A 20443-nucleotide genomic window follows, 5' to 3' on the forward strand; every position below is an offset into this window, starting at 1 on the left:
AAGGCGACCACGGCGAAATGATCAGAGGGGAAGTCACCGACACGGGCGGTGAACTGCAGTCCGCTTGCCTGGGGCATGTCTTCAGTCCTTGAAGGGTTGACTCGGTCCGTTGAATCGGTGCGGGTAATGTGCCATCGGATCCTTGATGGGGGTGCCCGCGAAGTTGGAGAAGGTACCAGCGCGTTCGGAGAAAATCCAGCGTTGGGGGTGAAGATGGGGTCAGATGAAAGCTTTCATCAGACCCCTGAGCATGGCCTTGGGGTCTGAAGAAAGCATTCTTCTGACCCCGTTTTCACCATCATGCGCGTTCAGATCACTCCGGCTTGTACAGGCGCTGGATGCTGGAGAAATCCAGTTCGCCATTGCCCTGCCCGGCGTGCAACTGGAACAGGTTGCGCGCCAGGGCGCCCATGGGGATGGAGGCCTGGTTCTTGACGGCGTTGTCGAAGGCGAGGCCAAGGTCCTTGGTCATCAGATTGACCAAAAAACCGCCCTGGTAGTCGCGGGAGGCGGGCACCCCTTCCATGACACCCGGCCAGGGGTTGTAGACATTCAGGGCCCAGTTGCCGCCGGAGCTCTGTTTCATGATCTCGGAGAGCACGGCAGGATCCAGGCCGTTCCGTACACCCAGGGCCAGCGCCTCGCTGGTGCCTGCCATCAGGATCGCCAGCAGCATGTTGTTGCAGATCTTGGCGACCTGGCCGGAGCCGTGGGGACCGGCGTGGAAGATGTTCTTGCCCATGCCCTCGAGTATCGGCTTGGCGCGATTGAAGGTGCTTTCCTCACCACCACAGATGAAGGTCAGGGTGCCGGCCTTGGCACCACCGACCCCACCAGAGACAGGTGCATCGATGAAATCCAGGCCCTTGTCAGTTGCAACCTCCGCCACGCCACGGGCCGTTTCCGGCGCGATGGTGGAGGAGTCGATGACCAGGGTTCCTGCCGGCAGTTTGGCCAGCAGACCATCGGCGCCGAGGTAAACCGCTTCCACGTGCTTGCCGGCCGGCAGCATGGTGATCACACATTCCGCACTCTGGGCGGCTGCTTCGGCAGTGTCCGCGGTTTTGGCGCCCTCGCCCACGAGTGCTTCGACGGCCGCTTTGGACAGGTCGAACACCGTCACTTCATGACCGGCCTTGACCAGGTTCGAGGCCATGGGACCACCCATGTTACCCAGACCGATAAATGTAATCTTTGCCATATCTCTTCCCCTTGTTGTTGTATTCCGGTGAGTGGGCCGCGGCTCCCCGCGGCCGATCCGGCAATCAGTTGAAAAAGTCGTCGATCCAGTCGCTGTCCATTTCTTCCAGCGAGGCGTAGCGCCAACGAGGCTGAAGATCCTTGTCGATCAGCAGTGCCCGGATACCTTCGGCAAACTCGCCCTTTTTCAGGCAGTTGCAGGACAGCACCAGTTCCTTGTCCAGTACCTCCTTGAGGCTATCGTGCCGGCAGCCATGCAGATGTCGCCAAACCAGTGTCAGAGAGGTAGGCGAGGCATTGCCAAGCCCTTTGGTGGCCTTGCCCAACCAGTCTTCTCGACTGCCCAGCTCGGTCAGCTGATTGACCACCTGCTCCAGGGAGTCGGCATCGGTAACCTGGTTGATCTCGTCAAAGTGTTGTCGAACCGGCGACTCCGGCAGGACGTCCTGGCTGTGTTGCTCAAACTGGCGGAGCACTCGACCGACCACGGCATGGGCATTGTCATCGCGCCACTCAGTCGCGGTGAGCGCTTCGATCACCCGCTCCTTGAGGCTGTGCTTCACAAAACGGTCTGCCATACCCACGAACAGCGCATCGGAAGCATTGATCCGGGCTCCGGTCAGCCCAAGAAACAGGCCGATACGTCCCGGCATGCGATTGAGGAACCAGCCACCGGCCACATCGGGATAGAGGCCGATGTTCACCTCGGGCATGGCCATTTTCGAATTTTCGGTCACCACCCGATAGGAGGCGCCCACCATGAGTCCGATACCCCCGCCCATCACGATACCGTTCCCCCAGCAGATCAGGGGCTTCGGGAACGTATGGATCTGGTAGTCCAGCTCATACTCCTCGGTGAAGAATCGTTCGCCCTCACTGGCATTACCGGGCTCGGTCATGCTGCGGTAAAGGGAGACTATATCGCCCCCGGCGCAGAACGCCTTGTCACCTTCGGCCTCGAGCCAGACCGCGCACACCTGCGGGTCCTTCGCCCACCGCTGAAGCTGGGGCTTGAGCAGGTGAATCATGTCCATGGACAGTGAGTTCAGGTTTTTCGGAGTGTTCAGCCGGGCCACGGCAATTACGCTGCCGTCGGCGGTCTTCCACTCTTCAAAGACAATCGGTTGATCGCTCATAACAGACCTCGCCCCGGCGGTTACCGGTTCTTCCACTGCGGTTTGCGCTTTTCAAGGAATGCGTTCACGCCTTCCCGCTGGTCTTCGGTGTAGAACAGCTCCACGAACAGCTCCCGCTCCATGCGCCAGCCATCGCTGTGGCTGCGGCCATCCCGGGCACTCATGATCAGGTTCTTGCAACGGGCAACGGCAGACGGGCTCTGTTTACAGGCACCCTCGGCCAGTTCCAGTGCCTTTTCCAAACCTTTTCCGGCGGGTACCACTTCCTCCACCAGACCGATTTTCAGGGCCTTGTCGGCATCAACGCGCTCACCACAGAGGATCATGCGCTTGGCCCAGCCCTCACCTACCAGCCAGGGCAGGTTCTGTGTGCCACCGGCACAGGGCAGCAGGCCCACACTGGCCTCCGGCAGCGCCATCTGGGCGTGCTCTTCTGCAATGCGGATGTCACAGGCCATGGCGCATTCCAGGCCACCACCCATGGCATAGCCGTTCACTGCGGCAATGGAGACACCGCGGAAAGCCGTCAGTGCGGCGAAGGCCTGACCGAACAGCTGGCCCATGTAGTTGGCGTTGGCCTTGTCGCCGTCGGCAAAGGATTTCAGGTCGGCACCGGCGGAGAAGAATTTTTCACCCTGCCCGGTAACGACGAGGGCGAAGATGTGCTTGTCCTCGTTGAGCTCCTCAATGGTTTTGGTCAGGGCTTGCAGGGATTCCGCGGTCCAGGTGTTGGCCGGCGGGTTGTCGATGGTCAGGATTGCGATGTGTCCGCGTTTTTCGAGCTGGATGAGGTCGCTCATGTTTTTTTCCTTCCTGAAGATGGGGTCAGATGAAGGCTTTCATCTGACCCCGGGTTTGACTTGCACGAGGGGTCTGAAGAACACCTTCTTCTGACCCCATTTTTAGCCTTCAACTCACTGAATCGCCTCAGCCACGCCGTCGTCCAACAACCGGCGCGCAATAATCAGGCGCATGATCTCGTTAGTGCCTTCCAGAATCTGGTGAACCCGCAGATCCCGGACATAGCGTTCCAGCGGGTACTCCCGGATATAACCATAGCCACCATGCAACTGAAGCGCCTCATTGACCACATCGAAACAGGCATCGGTCGCAAAGCGCTTGGCCATGGCACAGTGCAGGGTCGCTTCCGGGTCGCCGCTGTCGAGCTTGAACGCACCCAGTCGCACCATCTGCCGGGCCGCCACCAGGTTGGTGGCCATATCCGCCAGCTTGAACTGCAGAGCCTGGAACGCCGCCAGTGGCTTCCCGAACTGCTCGCGCTCGTGCATGTAATTGCGGGCCCGGAGCAGTGCCGCCTGGGCACCGCCCAGAGAACACGTGGCAATATTGAGACGGCCACCGTCCAGGCCTTTCATCGCAATGGCGAAGCCATCACCTTCCTCACCCACCCGGTTACTGGCGGGGATGCGCACATTCTCCAGGCTGACCAGACGGGTCGGCTGGCTGTGCCAGCCCATCTTGTCCTCGTTCTTGCCGTAGGAAACGCCCTCGGCATCGGCGGGAATCACAAAGGTGGAAATGCCTTTGGAACCACTGTCCGCATCGCCGGTCCGGGCCATCAGCACCAGGATATCGGTGCTGCCAGCGCCGGAAATAAACATTTTGCTCCCGTTGATCACGTAGCTGTCGCCGTCACGCACGGCCTTGGTGCGCAGGCTGGCCGCATCAGAGCCGGCGCCGGGCTCGGTCAGGCAATAAGAGGCCAGCCAGTCGCCGCTGGCGAGCTTGGGCACGATCTCCTGTTTCAGATCATCGGAGGCAAAGCTGGCCACCATCCAGGTCGCCATATTATGAATGGTGATAAAGGCGGCTGTGGACGGGCAGGCCGCTGCCAGCTCTTCCACAATCACTGAGGTATCCAGTCGTGACAGCCCCATGCCACCCAGGGATTCCGGGGTGTAGAGGCCCATGAAGCCCATCTCACCGGCTTCCTTCATCACGTCGACCGGGAATATGTGTTCATCATCCCACCGGGCGGCATGGGGGGCCATGGATTTCTCGGCAAAGGCCCGGGCCGCATCCCGGAACGCCAGCTGGTCTTCGGTCAGGTTAAAGTCCATTACCAGGCTCCTGTCATGTCAAAAGGGTAGAAAGAAGGGGCCGGAAAGGCTTCCGGCCCAAGACCTCACCCTCAACGCTTTAACGAAGCTGAATGGAGAAATTGGTGTCAGAGGAGGTCGCTTCACTGGAGAACCAGCGGGACGTTACCGTCTTGGTCTCAGTATAGAAGCGAACCGCCTGCTTGCCGTAGGCGTGCTGGTCACCGTAGAAGGAGCCTTTCCAACCGGTGAAGGAGAAGAACGGCAGGGGCACCGGAATGGGGATGTTCACACCCACCTGGCCCACGTCGATCTCGTGCTGGAAGCGACGGGCGGCACCACCGTGGTTGGTGAAGATGGAGGTCCCGTTGCCGTAGGGGCTCTGGTTGATCAGGTCGATCGCCTCGCCCAGGTTGTCCACGTTCACACAGGACAGTACCGGCCCGAAGATCTCTTCCTTGTAGATGTCCATGTCCGGAGTGACTTCGCTGAACAAAGTCGGTCCTACCCAGTTGCCGTCCGGCAGGCCGTCAACGGTGCAGCCGCGACCGTCCAGCATCAGCTTGGCGCCCTGGGCCTCGCCAGTGGCAATCAGGGACTCGATGCGGTCCTTGGCCTTAGCGCTGATGATCGGGCCATAGCTGGCACCGGAATCGTTCCAGGCACCCGGACGGGCCTTGGCCATGGCTTCTTTCAGTTCCGGAATCCACTGCTGGGCCTCGCCCACGAACACGGCAACGGAAATCGCCATGCAGCGCTGGCCGGCGGCACCGACGGAGGCACCCACCAGGGCGTTGATGACCTGCTGCTTGTCCGCATCCGGCATGATCACCATGTGGTTCTTGGCGCCGGCGAAGCTCTGGACACGCTTCATGTGGCGGGTGCCGGTTTCGTAGATGTAACGGCCAACCGGGACAGAGCCGACAAAGGAGATGGCCTTGATGGCCGGATCGGTCAGCAGGGTATCAACCTGTTCTTTGGCACCGTGGACTACCTGCAGGACGCCCTTGGGCGCACCGGCTTCCTCGAACAGCTCAGCCAGTCGCATCGGAGTCAGAGGGTCCTGCTCGGACGGCTTCAGGATGAAGGTATTACCGCAGGCAATGGCCATCGGGAACATCCACAGTGGAATCATGGCCGGGAAGTTGAACGGAGTGATGCCCGCACACACGCCCAGCGGCTGGATCCAGGAGTGGGTATCCACCTCGCGGGCCACGTTCTCGACGGTCTCGCCCATCATCATGGACGCCACGTTGGCCGCATGCTCGACTACCTCGATACCACGCCACACGTCGCCTTTGGCATCCTCGAAAGTCTTGCCGGTTTCCTGGGACAGAATTTCGGCGATCTCATCGTGGTGCTCTTTCAACAGCGCCTGGTAACGGAGCATGACCCGGGCGCGCTCGGAAACCGGGGTTTCTTTCCAGGTCTTGAACACCTCTCCGGCGTTATCGATGGCCTTGCGCATCTCCTCTTCGGTGGCGCACGGCACCTTGGCGATCACTTCGTTGGTGGCAGGATCGGTGACGTCGATCCAGTTGCTGGTCTGGCTCTGGACAAATTCACCGGCAATATACTGGGGAACATTTTTCATGTTGAAATCCCTGGTTTGTTGTTATGTGGGAACAGCCTCGCCCCGGCGGGGTTCGGCCACGATTGCAAAAATCCTAGCACGTGGTTTGGCCGGAGGTGATTGACTAAATTTCGCCCATAATGGATTATTTTTCGATGAGCAGTCTTCAGATCAGAAAATCTACAGCGCAAACCTCGCAATGGCCGGTACCACCGGACAGCGTCCGCTACGTGGTGCCGGAGCCCATTGTCCGCCTGCTCGCCAGTCACCCCCTGACCCGGGAGCTCTATCCACTGGCCTTCGGGCACTATCGCAAGGCCGCCGGCCACCACATGCACCGGGAGCACCATCGCGACAATCTTTTGATCTATTGCACGGAAGGCAAGGCATTCCTGAACGTCGAAGGAGAGCCTTATACCGTGGAGGCCGGTGATTTACTGTTGCTGCCTGCGGGAGCCAGCCATCGCTATACCGCCGATCCCGGCAATCCCTGGACCATCCACTGGGTGCACTACACCGGCCCGCTGGCCGAGGACTTCCGCAAGTACATGGGATTTGATGACCCTACCCGCATCCGGCACCTGGGCCGCCAGCCCCGGCTGCTCGTGGATTTCAACGGTCTGCTCTCGGTACGCCAGACCGGCTTCCGCACCCGGGGACTGATCCATGCCGCCAACCGACTGCGTCAGCTACTGGCTGCGGTACCGTTGAATGCGGATGACACCAGCCAGGAACGCCAGTCCGAACTGGACACCATCCACAACTACATGCGGGAACATCTGGAAGATCGCCTTACCCTCGAACAACTGGCAGATCTGGCAGGCCTCTCTCCGGCGCACTTTGCCACCCGCTACCGGGAACAGACAGGTACTTCTCCCATCCAGCATTTCCTGCACCTGAAAGTGGAACGCGCCTGCCAGATGCTGGACACCACCGGCCTGAGTTTTGCCGACATCAGCCGCCACCTGGGTTACGACGACGCTTACTATTTTTCCCGCCTATTCAAGAAGGTTATGGGCCAATCGCCCAGGGATTACCGGCACACGGCCCGTCACTGAGGGCCAGAGTGATCGGGTGGTTCGTCTACGACTTTTGTTGGATACGCCAAACCGTTACTCTGGAGCCATCGCCAACAACAAGAGATTGCGCCATGGCACAGTACACGATAGAAATCGAAGAAACCTTCAATATCCCGCGACGACGAGTGTTCGCCCTGTTCGCGGACCATCAGCGCTTCGGCAAGCTGCTGGGTGCTCCTGTCAAGCGGATCCGGGACAGCGACCAGGCCGATCCCAACGGCATCGGTTCAGTTCGCAAGATCGGCATCGGACCTATCAGCCTGGAGGAAACCGTTCTCAGCTTCGAGCCGGAAACGCTAATCGAATACACGGTCACCAGCATGAGCCCGATACGCAATCACCTGGGACGAATTCGCTTCGAAGACACCCGGGACGGTCAGACGCGGGTACATTACACCATCCGCTTCGAGGACATTGTTCCGTTCACGGGCAAGGTGGTCTCCAGCGCTCTGGAACAGGGAATTCGCCGGGGCATCAAACGGGTGCCGGATCTGGCCTGACCTTCCAGCCGACAACAAACCATTACTTGATGAATGTCACATAATTGACCTGTGACAAACTTTGCATTTATCAATTCTGTAATCTTCCGCCAGGTTTGCAATATCCGACTAATCGGCCGAAAACAATATCCTGGCGGGAGACAGTAATGGCAGCAGAGCCCATTGTCCTGTTCGATGACGGACACCACAAATGCCTGATGTTCGATTCCCTGGTAACCGGTGAGGGCGTCCAGTCCAACCAGTTCCTGGTCGTTGATGGCAAGCACGAAGCCCTGATTGATCCCGGCGGAGACCTGACTTATACCCCGCTCTCCGTAGCCGCTTCGCGCTACATGAACATCAAGGACATGGACTACGTCTTTGCGTCTCACCAGGACCCGGACATCATCGGCGCCATCGACCGCTGGATCGTCCACACCCGCGCCAAGATTGTCACCTCCCGGCTCTGGGCCCGATTCCTGCCCCATCTGGTTTCCACCTACGTGACCAACCAATTGTCCGGCAGTGTTTACGATCGTATCGTGAGCATCCCGGACGCCGGTTCCAAGGTGCCCTTCGGGGACTCTTACCTCAGTTGCATACCGGCACATTTCATGCACTCGGTCGGCAACCTGCAGTTCTACGATCCGGTGTCCAAGATCCTATTCTCCGGCGATCTCGGTGCCTCTCTCGGTGGCGAGGACGATCACAAGCCGGTGCAGGATTTTGATCGTCACATTCCCAGCATGATGGGCTTCCACAAGCGCTACATAGCCTCCCAGAAAGTATGCCGCCTCTGGGCCGACATGGTTCGGGGACTGGATGTGAGCACGATCGTGCCCCAGCATGGCAAGCGTTTTGAAGGTCCCGAGATGGTGGAGCGGTTCCTGAACTGGGTCTCGGATGTCCCCTGCGGGATCGACCTGATGGGTCCGGACAATTACACCCCGCCGACCGATTACATCTGACCCCTGCGGGCGGCGTCCTGTCGCCGCCTGTTTCCCCTGTCGAATCAGCACAACAGCATTAGACCTGTCCCCCAACCGTTTTGTTGAGTAAAATCCGGCGTTTCCTGAACAGCAAGAAGAGGCAGGTCAGATGGGCAGAGCCTACCAGAACCGCAAAGAGTCCATGGCCAAGACGGCCGCGGCAAAAACCAAGGTCTACAGCAAGTATGGCCGCGAAATCTACATGTGCGCCAAGTCCGGCGGCATAGACCCCCAGGCCAACCTGACGCTGCGCGGCCTCATTGACCGGGCCAAGAAAGACCAGGTTCCCAGCCACGTGATCGAGAAAGCCATCGACAAGGCCAAAGGCGGTGGTGGCGAGGATTACTCCCCGGCCCGGTACGAAGGCTATGGTCCCGGCAACTGCATGGTGATCGTGGACTGCCTGACCGATAACCCAAACCGCACCTTTGGCGATGTAAGGCTCGCTTTCACCAAGACCAAGTGCAAGATCGGTACGCCCGGGGCTGTCTCCCACATGTTCGACCACTGCGCGATTTTCGCCTTCAGCGGACAGGATGAGGAAGCGGTACTCGAGGCGCTGATGGAAGCAGACGTGGACGTGACGGATATCGAGAACGAGGACAGTCGCATCACTGTTTTCACACCGAATACCGAATACGCCAAAGCCAAGCAGGCGCTGGAAGCGGCTTTCGAGGGAATCGAATTCGACGTGGATGAAATCCAGTTTCTGCCCAAGACCACCACCCCGGTGGAAGGTGACGATATTCCACTTTTCGAAAAATTCCTCGACATGCTGAACGTTCTGGACGATGTCCAGAACGTGTATCACAACGCGGAAATCTCCGAATAACCGGTCGGGCAAGAACCCAACCGGTGGGTCACTGCGGCCGAATCCGGTCGCAGCGACCCACCGGTTAACGAGGCTTGGCAAATACCTGGGTCCAGTAATTGGGATAGTCCGCGGTCCGGGTATCCACTCTGACGACGGACACTCCGGTAAACCTCGCGTCCATAATGTTGCGGCAATGGCCCGGGCTTTCCAGCCAACCGGTCATCACCGACTGGACATCATCAAAGCCGGCAGCGATATTTTCGCCCACCACGGACCATTCGTAGCCGGTTTCGGTAACACGGCCGCCAACCCGGAGACCATCGGAACCGATGTGGCTGAAGAAATTATTCTCAGCCATATCGTTACTGTGTTTCGTGGCGGCCGCCTCGATGGAGCAGTTGTAAGCGAGCAGTTCAACCGCGGGAAAGTACTCGGATCCGCATTGGCGGCCCCGCGTCCGCGCGGCATTCACATATTCCAGCATTGCCGCCTGATACTCCTGCACCTCGCAACCATTCACGAGTATCGTGGCCGGCTCCGCCGCTGATGACCGGTTGAGCTCGCGATTGTCTGATACGGCCGAGGTAGAGGATCCCCCCCCTCCTGAGCCACCGCAGCCCGCAAGGGAAAACGTCACAAGTACGAAAAAAGACAACCTCGAAGATGATTTCATTGAATGCAAGGCCACCATTCCGGTTAAATTGTGAAAAAGTATGCAACTTAACGGATGGTTCCCGCGATTGGATCCATGAGGCTACATTTCCTTTCGAATCTGATCCAGGCAGAAACAAATCACATTCACGCTGCTAGTCCGGTGAGCTGCTCAATGGCAAAGACACGAGTTCTGATACTGAAAACGGGGACCACCTACGCCGATATACGCGCACGCTTCGGCGATTTCGAGGACTGGTTCATCAGGGGCCTAGCCCCGGAACTGGAGCTTACCGTAATGGATGTTCCCCACGGCGAAGAGCCGGGAGACCCCTCGGAGTGGGACGGCATTGTGGTGACCGGCTCCCCCGCCATGGTCAGTGACCGGGAAGACTGGAGTGAAAACGCAGCGGCGTGGCTGGCGAAGGCGGTGGACGCCGGCGTCCCCGTACTGGGCGTGTGTTACGGCCACCAGTTGCTGGCCCATGCCCTCGGCGGAGTGGTGGGCTACCACCCGAAGGGCCGGGAAACCGGCACCAGGATCGTCAAATCTCTTCCCGAGGCCGGGCAAGACTCCCTGTTCAACTCGATGCCCAGGCGATTCCGGGCGCAGCTGACCCACAAGCAGTCGGTCCTGAGACTGCCGCCTGATGCCGTGCTGCTGGGCCAGTCCGATTCCGAGCCACACCAGGCGTTTCGGGTGGGCGAATGCGCCTGGGGCGTGCAGTTTCACCCCGAATTTTCCGATGCCATCATGCGGGCCTACCTGGAAGTCCAGGCGCCGGAACTGGATCGGGAAGGGCTGGATGTGCAGACGCTGCTCAATGAAGTCGCACCCGCCCCCGAGGCAAGCAGTCTGTTGCAGCGCTTCTCCGAGCTGGTCTTGAAGAGGCAGGCCTGACAGGTGGAAGACTACCGGTCAGTCGAGTATGTAGGCGGTCTTCTCCAGGGTGTTCTCATCCTCATCGATAAACCGGAATTCATTCCAGCCGACCCGGATCATGTCGTTACTGTTTAGCCGCTGCCTCCCCTCCACCCGGAGGTCGTTCACGAAGGTACCATTGGTACTGTTGCTGTCGACAATGTAGAAATCAATCGTACCCTCGAGGTAGGCATTGGGTGACGCTTCAATAACAGCATGCTGCCCACTCACGGAAATCTCGTCGATACGGATTTCATTGTCCGGTCGCCGTCCGATCCGGGTCAGGGGTTGCTCCAGCTCAAAGGTGTGGACCACCACGTTGTCCACCAGCTGTGAAAGTGATGCCATTCTCGTATACCTCAGTCCTTCAACATCATTAAAACAACGGAGACGTTGTCTCCGGCGCCGTTTTCAAGGCTCTGATTGATCAGCGCCTGCACAGCATCATCTGCGCTCGCGCCTTGCCCGATGGTTTCAGCCCACCGGGCCTCTGGCAACGCTCCGGTGAGCCCGTCGGAACACAACAGCAGGCTCTCCCCAGGTGCCAGTTCCTGCACCCGGAAGCTGGGCGTGGCATCATCGGAAGCGCCGACGGCCCGGGTGAGCACGTTCCGAAAAGGCACCCTCGGAGCTTCGGCTTCGGTGATGCTGCCATCCTCGATCATGTTCTGGACCACGGTATCGTCCCGGGTCAGGCACCGGAGCACGGTTTCCGTGATCAGGTAACAGCGGGAATCTCCGATATGGGCGATAAAAGCGGTGCTATCGATGACCCAGACCACCACTAGTGTCGTGCCCATCTTTTCCAGGCGGGCGTCATTGGCCTGTTCGTCATGTATCCTCGCCGTAGCCAGACCAAAGGCGGCGTCAAGCCGCTCCCGGACGGCCACCGAGGCAGGAACCACCGAGGCAGACAGGGCGGGCAGCAATGAATCCAGTACCGCCGCCACCGCATGCTGACTGGCCATCTCGCCGCCCTGATGGCCGCCCATGCCATCCGCCAATACCAGCAAAACCTGGCGACCGTCATGGCTGCGCCGCCACTCCACCCTATCCTGATTGGTCTGGCGAACTGTCCCAACATGGGAGTTGCCGGCAATGTCATAATCCATCAGGAGGTCACCTCCCTTGCCTCGCGCTGTGCCAGGCGCCTGAGTGCTTCGGCCATATCGGAAGCGCTGGCGAAACGTTTGTCCGGCTCACGCTGGATTGCCTTGTTGATCAGCCTGACCACACCGCTCGGCAAATCGGGATTGAACGAACGGACGCTGCGCGGGCGCTTGTTCAGGATCTGGTAGGTCAGGTTGGCCAGGGTGTCCCCCTGGTAAGGGGTTTCTCCACTCACCAGTTTGAAAAGGGTAACCCCGAGGCTATAGATGTCCGAGGCATTCGTCACTTTTTGGCCTTTCAACTGCTCGGGTGACATGTACAAGGGGCTGCCCATCACACTCCCGGTCCTGGTGACCGAATCATCGGAGATACGGGCGATCCCGAAATCAGTAACCCGGAGGTCACCGCTGTCCGGATCATAGATCAGATTCGCCGGTTTGATATCCCGGTGAACGATCTTCTGCTCGTGCGCATAGGCCAAGGCATCCGCCACCTGTGCGACCACATCCAGCACGGTCGCCAGCGGCAGCAACCGGCCGGCCCGACCAAACTCACTCAGGGGGCGGCCCCGGGCGTAATCCATGGCGATATAAGCCAGGTCCGCCTCTTCTCCGACATCGTAAACGGTGACGATGGCCGGATGGCTGAGCCGGCCCGCCGCTTCCGCCTCACGAAAAAAACGACTCTTGAGAGCCTGCAGCTCCTCACCTTCAAAGGTCTGGTAACTCAGGGTTTTGATAGCTACGGTGCGGGCAATGGCAGGGTCCCTGCCCAGGTACACCACACCCATCGCGCCCCGGCCCAGTTCCCGTTGGATTTCATAGCGCCCCAGCGTGGGCCGGCTGACCGACTGGTCCGGCATCACCAGGGTCTGGGTAGCGTCGAAGCTGCCGGCTGCTACTCCTGCTGCCCCAGAGGCAAGACTCTCCAGCGCGGCCAGACGTTCAGCTGCATCACGGAACTTTCTCTTGCGGGAGACGATAGCCCGGTAGGTTTGTATCGCCTTGTCGTACTGACGTTTGCGCTCCTGCTGAAGAGCAATACGATAGCGCAGATCCAGGCTCTCGTCCCCTTCGGGACAGCTGGCAATAGCTCCGAGGGCTTCATCCGTCTGCCCCTGGTCCAGCAATAGCTGGCCCAGCTTCAGCCGGGCCTCCCTGGCATTGTCCGTAAGGGACCGGATCCGCCGGTAGGGCTGCAACCAGAAGAGCATGATCACATACCCGACCGCGAGCAGGGTGTTGACCTCTCCCAGAGGTAGCCAGACATCGTGGTAAAACATCAGCGCCGCCTGGAGCACCAACAGGCCACCGCCCAGGAGCAGTGTCACCGGTAACGAAACAGCAGCGCCCATCCGGGGGATGGCAAATACCAGGTAGCCCGCGGTTACTAACAGACCGGCCTCAACCGCAAGCCGGCCCCAGACCGGCAGACTGAGACCTCCGGACTCTTCAGAGCCCAGAAATGCGAGGAACTCCCTATCCAGCCAGGCCACCCAGGGGATTTGCTCGCCGGCCACGATGAAGACAGCCGCGAGGGCGACCACAAGTGAGCGCAGGCTGAACAGGCTCGATAACGGATGTGATAACGGATTCACAGGCAATTTCGTTGTAGGTGGTTGATCCGGCTAGTTTAGAAAGCGAACCCATGATGGGACAGTTGCGCGGCGGCGTTTTTTGTAAGGGTTTGTTTACCTGAGAGCGAGGTCACGTATAGTGGAGTTTAAGAACCTTGAGCATCCGGGTCCCAGCCAATGACTAAGCCTATACACACGCGACCGCTCAGTGAGCGCATCGACTGGCTGATGGAGCTCAGCCGCAAACACTCAGCCAGCTTCTGCAGCCCTGACAACTACCTGTCCCGCCAACGTTACCTGGCAGAACACGACACCCTGATCATTGCCATGAAGTGCATGGATGGACGCATTCACCTACCTTACGCGACCCAGACGCCACTAGGTGTCATTCACCCGTTCCGCAACCTCGGGGGCATCTTCGAGCTTGGCTGGCCCTACTTGGGCGACCTGTTGGCAGACACCGTGCAGGAAGCGGTCAAGCAGGGTCGGCGGGCCCTGGTCATCATCACCTACCATTTTTCCCGGGGGCATCGGGAGCGCGGCTGCGCCGGTTTCGACTGCGATACCAACGAAGCCCGTGCCCATGCCTTCAGGATTCGCGACCAGCTGGAAACCCTGTTTGGAAGGGAGCACCAGACGGTGTATCCACTGGTTTGCGGTTTTGAAACCGACGAGGATGCGCTGATTCTCCATGGCCGACGCGAACGGACCCTTGATCTCGCCCACCTGCCTCTGGACCGCATCGACACTGTCGATGCGGAGATTGCTGCCCTGCGCCCGGACATGCCCGCACCGGTTCAGCGGGATCTGCTCCCCCTGGTCCAGGGCAACGTCCGCCATATTCACCAGATTCGCCAGAGCGACCGGGAACTCGATATCGAACACCGGGAATGGGTGATCTGTCTGGGGCGCGGCTTCGATTTTCTGCATGCACCCAACCTGGCGCTGATCATTGGTCCGTACAGCCCGGATCTGTCCCACCCCATACGCCAGGCCGCCGGCATCATCCAGAACAACATGGACAGCGGCCGGATTCCCGATGACGGTTTTTTACTACTCTCGTCAGCACCCTATACGGAACCCGGCCCCCAGAAAGCGCGTGCTGTTCTCAAATCGGACTTTCTGGGGGAGTTTGCCGCCGGGGTGATCGACGAGGCTTTTCCCCAGCTTGCGAGCAAAATGATTCGACGGTCGGCGATCCTCCACTGGCCCGAACGGCGCCTTGAAGTCCGGCGACCATGACAACTTTGTATGTTGAATGAATACATATCTGAACCTACTGTTTTAGAAAACGCCACAAGAAGGAGCCTGGAATGTCCGAGATACGTAATTATCTGAAGCAGGTTTCACTGGTGATGGCCGTACTTATGGCCATGGCTACTACTTTCTCCACCACCGCCCATGCCGGCATGGTAGGGACTGGAGAGATCATTCAGCAGCAACAGATCGAACTGGACCGGCAACAACTCCTGAACATGCTGGAAAAACAGGAAGTACAGGAAAAGCTGGCGGAGATGGGCGTGAGCAAGGATCAGGTGGCGGATCGCATCCAGAATCTGACGCCGGCCGAACTGGCTGATTTCGAACAACAGTTGGCAGAAGCGCCCGCCGGTCAGGATGTGGTGGGGATTATCGTGCTGTTCCTGCTGGTGTTTATCATCACCGATATGCTCTGTGCCACAGACATCTTCTCGTTCATCAACTGCATTCGCTGATCGAACCGCCCGATGTCTCGACTGAGGATTGCCAGCAGGATCGCAGCTCTGACGGGGCTGCTCCTGCTGGCAGGTTGTGCCTCCACCCCACCCTGGCCGGAACCTGAATCCGCGGCTGGCAAGCCCGTACTGCCCAACCGTGTCCTTCTGGTAGATGTGCCCTTTTACGCGCAGGAAAAGTACCAGTGCGGCCCGGCTTCCCTGGCCATGATGCTAAACAGCCAGGGGCTGCAAACCGACCCCGATGTGCTCAAGGAACTGGTGTACATTCCCGCTCGGGAAGGCTCACTGCAAGTTGAGATGGTGGCCGGTGGCCGGGCTCATAACATGGTCGTGTACCCGCTGGAACCGAGACTGGAAGCCGTTCTCGAGGAAGTCAGTGCCGGAAATCCGGTGCTGGTCATGCAGAACCTGCTCATCGACTGGTGGCCGCAGTGGCATTTCGCGGTGGTGGTGGGTTATGACAGCGACGATGAAACCATCATTCTCAATACCGATACCCGCAAGCACCATGCCATGCCCTACAAGGCTTTCCACGCCACATGGAGCCGGGCCGAGCGCTGGGCCGTCGTGGTTCTGCCTCCCGAACAGATACCCGCCACGGCAGAACCCCTCACTTTCCTCAGGGCCGCGCACGACCTGGAGTCCACCGGGCATACCCGGGCTGCACTCAGTGCCTACCAGACGGCGGAGCAGACCTGGCCGCAACAACCGGCTCCCATCATGGCGCAGGGAAATCTGGCCTACGGGCAACAGCAGTGGTCCGGTGCGGTGGTCCACTTCAGACGGGTGGTGGAACAATTCCCGGACTACGCCGAGGGCTGGAACAATCTGGCGTACACCCTGGATCGGGTTGGCTGCCCGGTACAGGCAACATCCGCCCTTTCCTGCGCCCGGACCCTGGCGCCGGAGCGGTTTGCCAAGGAAGAGGCAGCCTTCGATACAGTGCCAACCGGCGACGGCGAGCACTGCCCGCTACTGCCATCCTGCCCGGCAGCCACACAATGACGGGCCGGTGATTATCGGTCCTTTCTCAGCAGCACCACATCCTTCACCGGAACCTCCAGCGTCCAGCCATACTTCCTGGCCAGCCATTCGAAGGTTGCCTGCCGGTAGAACACCACATGGGTCGGATCCCGACGGTAGTGCCAGTTATCGAACCGCTCATCATCGGTCTGGAAGCACGTCATGATACCCAGCCAGCCGCCGGGCCTGAGCAACCGGTCCAGCAGGCTGAAAACCTCGGCCGGCTCGCAAAGATGCTCCACCACCTCGGTACAGGTAATGAAATCGTAAGACCGTGCAAGGCTCGCCTTGTCCGGGTGGAAGTAGGGATCGTAGAGCGCCATGGCAAAACCGGCCTCCTGCAGCATTCCGGCCAGGGCCGGGCCCGGCCCGCAGCCAAAATCCAGCCCTTCTGCCCCGGGTGGCAGTCGTTCTGTCAGCGGATTGGCCAGTTTCGAAAGAAATCGCCGGTAGCCTGCGTCTTCCGGGTCGTTTTCATGGAGTTCATAGATGTGCTTTTCTTCCCCTGCGGTCAGCCGGGATTGCGGCGCCATGATGGTCGCCTGGCAGGTGGGGCACCGCAAGTAGACCTGTTTGCCAATTTGCCGGAAAGGATCCGGCCGCCCCTCGGTGCAGACCAAACAACGGCATAGTTCGGCGCTGGTCATGATCAGTCCAGCCCCGCTGCGGACCGGAGCGCCTGATCGAATTCCTGACAGTCGGGCTCAACCGCGCTGATCAGCTCGATCCGGCTCAGCTCACGTGAGTCGGAAGGCGATACCGACAGCGCCCCATCCACCATGTTGATCGCGCGCCAGCCATCGAGGGTATGCGCCACAGCCTTGAACCTCACGACACGCTCATCCATGGCCAGCGCCATCAGCAGGTTTTCGTCGAACACCAGTTTCGGGTGAATCCGCCAGCCCAGACTGAAATGCCCCTGCCCGCGATTGGCTACCATCTGCCATGGCTCGTCTTCGATATCCGGTACCGGGGTCGCGGCCTTGCCATGATGGTGATGGTGGGCGTGGGGATCACTTACGTCTCTTGGATCCGCCTTGCCGTCGAGCCAGGAGGGTGACAGTTGGCCATGCAGGGTACGGAACACCTGCTGTTTGGCGGGCTCCAGGGCCGCGGCCCACTGGTCAAGGTGCGCAAGCTGAGTGTCGGTACACAGGTCGGTCTTGTTGGCCACCAGGATATCGGCGGCGGCGACCTGATCCCGGAACTGCACATTTTCCAGTACCCGCGGATCTTCCAGCTTGCGGGGATCGACCAGGGTAATCACAGGGCCGATCGCCAGGATGTCCCGGTAGTGCTCGCTGATCAGGGTATCCAGAATCTGGGAAGGGTGGCCCAGCCCCGTGGGTTCTATCAGCAACCGGTCCGGCCGGGCCTTGTGGATCAGTTGGTTCAGGCCGACCTGCATGGGCAAACCTGCCACGCAGCACATACACCCGCCCGGTATTTCCCGAACAAACGCCCCTTCGGTCTCCAGTAGCGCACCATCGATGCCGACTTCGCCGAATTCGTTGACCAGTACGGCCCAGGTTTCATGTTCCGGCTTGTGCCGGAGCAGATCGAGAATGGCGGTGGTCTTGCCAACACCGAGGAAGCCCAGAATCAGGTTGGTTGGAATGGGATGGGAAATGTCCGGCATCAGTTATGGGCCTCGAAATTGTTATAATATAACAACCTCGCTGCAGCGTTGACCAGCATCGATTCATTTGCCGACTCTCACCAGCCGGTCCAGCCGGAGCCGCTCGCGCTCGTCAAACAGCCGGCGACTGCCCCAGGATACCGCCATCAGGGCACCAAAACCGGTGCCGACGGTGATGATGAGCATCACCAGTATCTGATACTTCACGGCGACAGCGGGTGGACTGCCTGCGAGGATCTGGCCTGTCATCATACCGGGCAGGCTGACGATGCCGGCGGCGGCCATGGCATTGATGGACGGCATCATGCCTCCGCGCATGGCATCCTTGCGGATGTCCTCCACCGCCTCTCGCCAGGTCTGCCCGAGCATCAGCCGGTTCTCGATGACGGCCCGCTGGTGCCAGACGGACTCATTGAGGCGGTCCAGGCTCAGGGCCACGCCGGTCATGGTATTGCCCAGCATCATGCCCAGCAGGGGAATGGCATATTGAGGCGCATACCAGGGCGATGGGCCGATAATGACTGTCAGGGCCAGTATCGTCACGGTAAAGGAGGAAACGAACATCGCGCCGGTGCCGATCCCGAACGCCCAGATACCCCGCAACCGCCGTTGCTGACGAGCCATCACTTCCCGGCCGGCCACCAGCAGCATGACCGTTGCCAACAGGGCAATCCAGTACAGCCTCGCCGAGGCGAACAGTGCCTCAAGCACCAGCCCGATCAGCGCCAGCTGGATGCCGGTCCGGGCACTGGCGATGAGAAGGCTGCGGGTGATACCCAGCCTGGCCCAAAGGCTGACTCCGGCAAGCGCCAGAACCAGCAAGGCTGCCAGCCCCAATTTCCACCAGGCAAGATCAATGATTTCCATTCATCGACTCCAGCAGCGATCCGCTGATCCGGTAGTGATGATTCGCCACCCGACGGATCTGCCCCTGATCATGGGCCACCCACAGGACGGCCAGGTTCCGCCGCCGGACTTCATCCAGTAACCAGGCTTCCACGGCAGCCGTCATGTCTTCATCCAGGTTCGCCGTGGGCTCATCCAGCAACAGGGCTTCGGGCGCCATTGCCAGCGCCCGCCACAGGGCCAGGCGCTGGCGTTCACCGGATGAAAGCCGGCTCACCGGCCAATCCATTACCTCGGGAGGAAAACCGAGGGCTGCGGGAATGGTGTGGCGGGCATCCTCTGCGAAGTGGGCGCCGACCTCATCAAACCACCATTGACTATCCGCCGGGATCATCACCACCCGTTTGCGCCACTCGTGGGCCGGCAGGGCGGCCTGTTCGGTACCATCGAGGTAAATCCGGCCGTCGTGGGGGTCCAGGTCGGCCACCGCCCGAAGCAAACGACTCTTGCCACTTCCGGAGGCGCCGGAGATACAGGCCACGAACCCGTCTGGTATCTGCAAGGAAACTTCCTGCAGCGTGCCAACCGATACCGTGTCCAGGCGTAGCTCACTCAAATCCGGGGCTCCGGTGGTCAGGGTTTATGCTTGCTGCCGAGAAAGCGACGCATCAGCCCCTCGGAAAGGAAGACGTGCGCCAGGGCAGGATACGGCAGGTAGTGCAGGAACAGGGTTGCCAACACCACAGCATCAAATCCCTCTCCCATAAACAGCCAAGCCGCAAAGGCGGCAAACAGCGCCCCGAGGAAACCGCCGTAGATCCAGAGCAAGCGGGATTTTTCCTCCGCCATGGGCATGCGCTCCAGGGCTTTCGCCACTGAAAAACCCAGGTAGGCAGCAATGGCCCCAGCAATAATCAGCGAGGCCAGCAGCCCGCTGAAACCGAGCAGGAACCGGCACAAATAGTTGGCAAGAAAGAACAGAACAATGCCTGTAATCGCGACGATGGTAATCCGGGTTTTTTCCATGAAGCCCCTGAACTTGTTGTTTTGAAAGCCGATTGGCCAGCGGCCACAGTCGGCCCACAATATGGCAGAGACCGGCTTCGAGTACCAGCCAGAACCACCAACCGGGATTACTCGCCGCGCCAGTTCACGCTGTAGAGATCGTGCCGGCGATCCTGCAGGTTCTTTACCGTTCCGCTGTTCCGGGCGGTGATCAGCGTTTCCGGGCGCAGGTCGGCGAAAGCCACCGTCTCGACATTGGGCTCGGTATCCGCCGCGATGCCGTCCCGGGCGAAGGGAAAGTCACAGGGGGTCAGGATGCAGCTCTGGCCGTACTGGATCTCCATGTTCGGCACGTTGGGCAGGTTTCCGACATTGCCGGACAGCACCACGTAAACCTGGTTCTCCACTGCCCGCGCCTGACAGCAGTAGCGGACCCGCAGGTAACTCTGGCGTTCATCGGTGCAGAACGGCACGAAAATGATACTCACCCCCTGATCCACCAGGTGCCGGGCCAGCTCCGGAAACTCCGCGTCATAACAGATCAGCACTCCGATCGTACCGCAATCGGTTTCTATCGCATTCACACGGTCACCGCCACGCACATTCCACCAGTAGGCCTCGTT

At 59.8% G+C, this 20443-nt stretch carries 23 protein-coding genes; 8 read left to right on the forward strand and 15 right to left on the reverse strand.

The genetic code is table 11. The features are described 5' to 3' along the window. Positions 1-313: 313 nt before the first annotated feature. The 5 genes from mmsB to R6W86_RS10475 all read right to left on the reverse strand — a co-directional run bounded on the left by mmsB (position 314) and on the right by R6W86_RS10475 (position 5990). Positions 314-1201: a 3-hydroxyisobutyrate dehydrogenase gene (mmsB, locus tag R6W86_RS10455; RefSeq protein ID WP_410329298.1), complete on the reverse strand. Its 888-nt coding sequence runs from the start codon at positions 1199-1201 to the stop codon at positions 314-316. A 64-nt stretch (positions 1202-1265) separates the two neighbouring features. Further along, positions 1266-2336, reverse strand: a complete 1071-nt coding sequence (locus tag R6W86_RS10460) for an enoyl-CoA hydratase/isomerase family protein (RefSeq protein ID WP_410329299.1) — start codon at positions 2334-2336, stop codon at positions 1266-1268. 20 nt (positions 2337-2356) lie between these two features. Beyond that, a complete protein-coding gene (locus R6W86_RS10465; protein WP_410329300.1) occupies positions 2357-3136 on the reverse strand; it encodes an enoyl-CoA hydratase in 780 nt (259 codons plus the stop codon). 114 nt (positions 3137-3250) lie between these two features. Further along, positions 3251-4417, reverse strand: a complete 1167-nt coding sequence (locus R6W86_RS10470; RefSeq protein WP_410329301.1) for an acyl-CoA dehydrogenase family protein — start codon at positions 4415-4417, stop codon at positions 3251-3253. A gap of 79 nt (positions 4418-4496) precedes the next feature. Then, positions 4497-5990 (reverse strand): CoA-acylating methylmalonate-semialdehyde dehydrogenase, encoded by a 1494-nt coding sequence (locus R6W86_RS10475; RefSeq protein ID WP_410329302.1) that lies wholly within the window; start codon positions 5988-5990, stop codon positions 4497-4499. Positions 5991-6124: 134 nt separating this feature from the next. Between R6W86_RS10475 and R6W86_RS10480 the strand changes: the two genes are divergently transcribed. The 4 genes from R6W86_RS10480 (at position 6125) to R6W86_RS10495 (ending at position 9348) form a co-directional block, all read left to right on the forward strand. Next, complete coding sequence (locus R6W86_RS10480; RefSeq protein WP_410329303.1) at positions 6125-7027, forward strand: AraC family transcriptional regulator; 903 nt, start codon at positions 6125-6127, stop codon at positions 7025-7027. 92 nt (positions 7028-7119) lie between these two features. Further along, on the forward strand, positions 7120-7548 hold the full coding sequence (locus R6W86_RS10485; protein WP_410329304.1) for an SRPBCC family protein: 429 nt from the start codon (positions 7120-7122) through the stop codon (positions 7546-7548). A 146-nt stretch (positions 7549-7694) separates the two neighbouring features. Continuing rightward, a complete protein-coding gene (locus tag R6W86_RS10490) occupies positions 7695-8495 on the forward strand; it encodes an MBL fold metallo-hydrolase (protein WP_410329305.1) in 801 nt (266 codons plus the stop codon). 130 nt (positions 8496-8625) lie between these two features. Next, on the forward strand, positions 8626-9348 hold the full coding sequence (locus R6W86_RS10495) for a YebC/PmpR family DNA-binding transcriptional regulator (protein ID WP_410329306.1): 723 nt from the start codon (positions 8626-8628) through the stop codon (positions 9346-9348). A 64-nt stretch (positions 9349-9412) separates the two neighbouring features. Here R6W86_RS10495 and R6W86_RS10500 read toward each other — a convergent pair whose 3' ends face one another. Beyond that, positions 9413-9814 carry a CAP domain-containing protein gene (locus tag R6W86_RS10500; protein WP_410329307.1) on the reverse strand — a complete coding sequence of 134 codons (402 nt, stop codon included), beginning with the start codon at positions 9812-9814 and terminating at the stop codon, positions 9413-9415. Between the two features lie 342 nt (positions 9815-10156). Between R6W86_RS10500 and R6W86_RS10505 the strand changes: the two genes are divergently transcribed. Continuing rightward, positions 10157-10882, forward strand: coding sequence for a glutamine amidotransferase (locus tag R6W86_RS10505; RefSeq protein ID WP_410329308.1), 726 nt, complete (start codon positions 10157-10159; stop codon positions 10880-10882). 18 nt (positions 10883-10900) lie between these two features. On the opposite strand, the gene R6W86_RS10510 is transcribed toward R6W86_RS10505, so the two are convergent. From R6W86_RS10510 to R6W86_RS10520, 3 genes are read right to left on the reverse strand one after another with little or no spacing between them, the layout of a single operon-like run. Beyond that, positions 10901-11251: an FHA domain-containing protein gene (locus R6W86_RS10510; RefSeq protein WP_410329309.1), complete on the reverse strand. Its 351-nt coding sequence runs from the start codon at positions 11249-11251 to the stop codon at positions 10901-10903. An 11-nt stretch (positions 11252-11262) separates the two neighbouring features. Continuing rightward, the gene (locus R6W86_RS10515; RefSeq protein WP_410329310.1) at positions 11263-12015 is read right to left on the reverse strand and encodes a PP2C family protein-serine/threonine phosphatase; all 753 of its coding nucleotides are present in this window, start codon (positions 12013-12015) and stop codon (positions 11263-11265) included. Further along, positions 12015-13610 carry a protein kinase domain-containing protein gene (locus R6W86_RS10520; protein WP_410329311.1) on the reverse strand — a complete coding sequence of 532 codons (1596 nt, stop codon included), beginning with the start codon at positions 13608-13610 and terminating at the stop codon, positions 12015-12017. Before R6W86_RS10520 ends, R6W86_RS10515 begins: the two co-directional genes overlap by 1 nt. A 156-nt stretch (positions 13611-13766) precedes the next feature. Here R6W86_RS10520 and R6W86_RS10525 point away from each other — a divergent pair, with 156 nt between their 5' ends. The 3 genes from R6W86_RS10525 to R6W86_RS10535 all read left to right on the forward strand — a co-directional run bounded on the left by R6W86_RS10525 (position 13767) and on the right by R6W86_RS10535 (position 16312). Beyond that, complete coding sequence (locus tag R6W86_RS10525; protein ID WP_410329312.1) at positions 13767-14831, forward strand: hypothetical protein; 1065 nt, start codon at positions 13767-13769, stop codon at positions 14829-14831. A gap of 71 nt (positions 14832-14902) precedes the next feature. Beyond that, a complete protein-coding gene (locus tag R6W86_RS10530) occupies positions 14903-15304 on the forward strand; it encodes a PA2779 family protein (protein WP_410329313.1) in 402 nt (133 codons plus the stop codon). Between the two features lie 12 nt (positions 15305-15316). Beyond that, positions 15317-16312: a PA2778 family cysteine peptidase gene (locus R6W86_RS10535; protein WP_410329314.1), complete on the forward strand. Its 996-nt coding sequence runs from the start codon at positions 15317-15319 to the stop codon at positions 16310-16312. An 11-nt stretch (positions 16313-16323) separates the two neighbouring features. Here R6W86_RS10535 and R6W86_RS10540 read toward each other — a convergent pair whose 3' ends face one another. From R6W86_RS10540 to R6W86_RS10565, 6 genes are all read right to left on the reverse strand, one after another. Beyond that, positions 16324-16863: a class I SAM-dependent methyltransferase gene (locus tag R6W86_RS10540; protein ID WP_410329315.1), complete on the reverse strand. Its 540-nt coding sequence runs from the start codon at positions 16861-16863 to the stop codon at positions 16324-16326. A 116-nt stretch (positions 16864-16979) separates the two neighbouring features. After that, positions 16980-17969 carry a CobW family GTP-binding protein gene (locus tag R6W86_RS10545; RefSeq protein ID WP_410329316.1) on the reverse strand — a complete coding sequence of 330 codons (990 nt, stop codon included), beginning with the start codon at positions 17967-17969 and terminating at the stop codon, positions 16980-16982. Between the two features lie 63 nt (positions 17970-18032). After that, positions 18033-18836 carry an ABC transporter permease gene (locus R6W86_RS10550; protein ID WP_410329317.1) on the reverse strand — a complete coding sequence of 268 codons (804 nt, stop codon included), beginning with the start codon at positions 18834-18836 and terminating at the stop codon, positions 18033-18035. After that, a complete protein-coding gene (locus R6W86_RS10555) occupies positions 18823-19431 on the reverse strand; it encodes an ATP-binding cassette domain-containing protein (protein ID WP_410329318.1) in 609 nt (202 codons plus the stop codon). Before R6W86_RS10555 ends, R6W86_RS10550 begins: the two co-directional genes overlap by 14 nt. Positions 19432-19448: 17 nt before the next feature. Then, positions 19449-19841 (reverse strand): hypothetical protein, encoded by a 393-nt coding sequence (locus R6W86_RS10560; RefSeq protein WP_410329319.1) that lies wholly within the window; start codon positions 19839-19841, stop codon positions 19449-19451. A 107-nt stretch (positions 19842-19948) separates the two neighbouring features. Continuing rightward, positions 19949-20443: nitrilase-related carbon-nitrogen hydrolase (locus tag R6W86_RS10565; RefSeq protein WP_410329320.1), on the reverse strand; the 495-nt coding region annotated here is incomplete at its 5' end.

Origin of the sequence: Marinobacter sp. (assembly GCF_046484525.1) — a bacterium.
In the GTDB taxonomy this organism is placed as follows: Bacteria; Pseudomonadota; Gammaproteobacteria; order Pseudomonadales; family Oleiphilaceae; genus Marinobacter.

Coding starts and splice junctions, on each gene's coding strand:
- mmsB (WP_410329298.1), bottom strand. CDS start 1,201: ATGGCAAAGATTACATTTATCGGTCTGGGTAACATGGGTGGTCCCATG.
- R6W86_RS10460 (WP_410329299.1), bottom strand. CDS start 2,336: ATGAGCGATCAACCGATTGTCTTTGAAGAGTGGAAGACCGCCGACGGC.
- R6W86_RS10465 (WP_410329300.1), bottom strand. CDS start 3,136: ATGAGCGACCTCATCCAGCTCGAAAAACGCGGACACATCGCAATCCTG.
- R6W86_RS10470 (WP_410329301.1), bottom strand. CDS start 4,417: ATGGACTTTAACCTGACCGAAGACCAGCTGGCGTTCCGGGATGCGGCC.
- R6W86_RS10475 (WP_410329302.1), bottom strand. CDS start 5,990: ATGAAAAATGTTCCCCAGTATATTGCCGGTGAATTTGTCCAGAGCCAG.
- R6W86_RS10480 (WP_410329303.1), top strand. CDS start 6,125: ATGAGCAGTCTTCAGATCAGAAAATCTACAGCGCAAACCTCGCAATGG.
- R6W86_RS10485 (WP_410329304.1), top strand. CDS start 7,120: ATGGCACAGTACACGATAGAAATCGAAGAAACCTTCAATATCCCGCGA.
- R6W86_RS10490 (WP_410329305.1), top strand. CDS start 7,695: ATGGCAGCAGAGCCCATTGTCCTGTTCGATGACGGACACCACAAATGC.
- R6W86_RS10495 (WP_410329306.1), top strand. CDS start 8,626: ATGGGCAGAGCCTACCAGAACCGCAAAGAGTCCATGGCCAAGACGGCC.
- R6W86_RS10500 (WP_410329307.1), bottom strand. CDS start 9,814: ATGCTGGAATATGTGAATGCCGCGCGGACGCGGGGCCGCCAATGCGGA.
- R6W86_RS10505 (WP_410329308.1), top strand. CDS start 10,157: ATGGCAAAGACACGAGTTCTGATACTGAAAACGGGGACCACCTACGCC.
- R6W86_RS10510 (WP_410329309.1), bottom strand. CDS start 11,251: ATGGCATCACTTTCACAGCTGGTGGACAACGTGGTGGTCCACACCTTT.
- R6W86_RS10515 (WP_410329310.1), bottom strand. CDS start 12,015: ATGGATTATGACATTGCCGGCAACTCCCATGTTGGGACAGTTCGCCAG.
- R6W86_RS10525 (WP_410329312.1), top strand. CDS start 13,767: ATGACTAAGCCTATACACACGCGACCGCTCAGTGAGCGCATCGACTGG.
- R6W86_RS10530 (WP_410329313.1), top strand. CDS start 14,903: ATGTCCGAGATACGTAATTATCTGAAGCAGGTTTCACTGGTGATGGCC.
- R6W86_RS10535 (WP_410329314.1), top strand. CDS start 15,317: ATGTCTCGACTGAGGATTGCCAGCAGGATCGCAGCTCTGACGGGGCTG.
- R6W86_RS10540 (WP_410329315.1), bottom strand. CDS start 16,863: ATGGCGCCGCAATCCCGGCTGACCGCAGGGGAAGAAAAGCACATCTAT.
- R6W86_RS10545 (WP_410329316.1), bottom strand. CDS start 17,969: ATGCCGGACATTTCCCATCCCATTCCAACCAACCTGATTCTGGGCTTC.
- R6W86_RS10550 (WP_410329317.1), bottom strand. CDS start 18,836: ATGGAAATCATTGATCTTGCCTGGTGGAAATTGGGGCTGGCAGCCTTG.
- R6W86_RS10560 (WP_410329319.1), bottom strand. CDS start 19,841: ATGGAAAAAACCCGGATTACCATCGTCGCGATTACAGGCATTGTTCTG.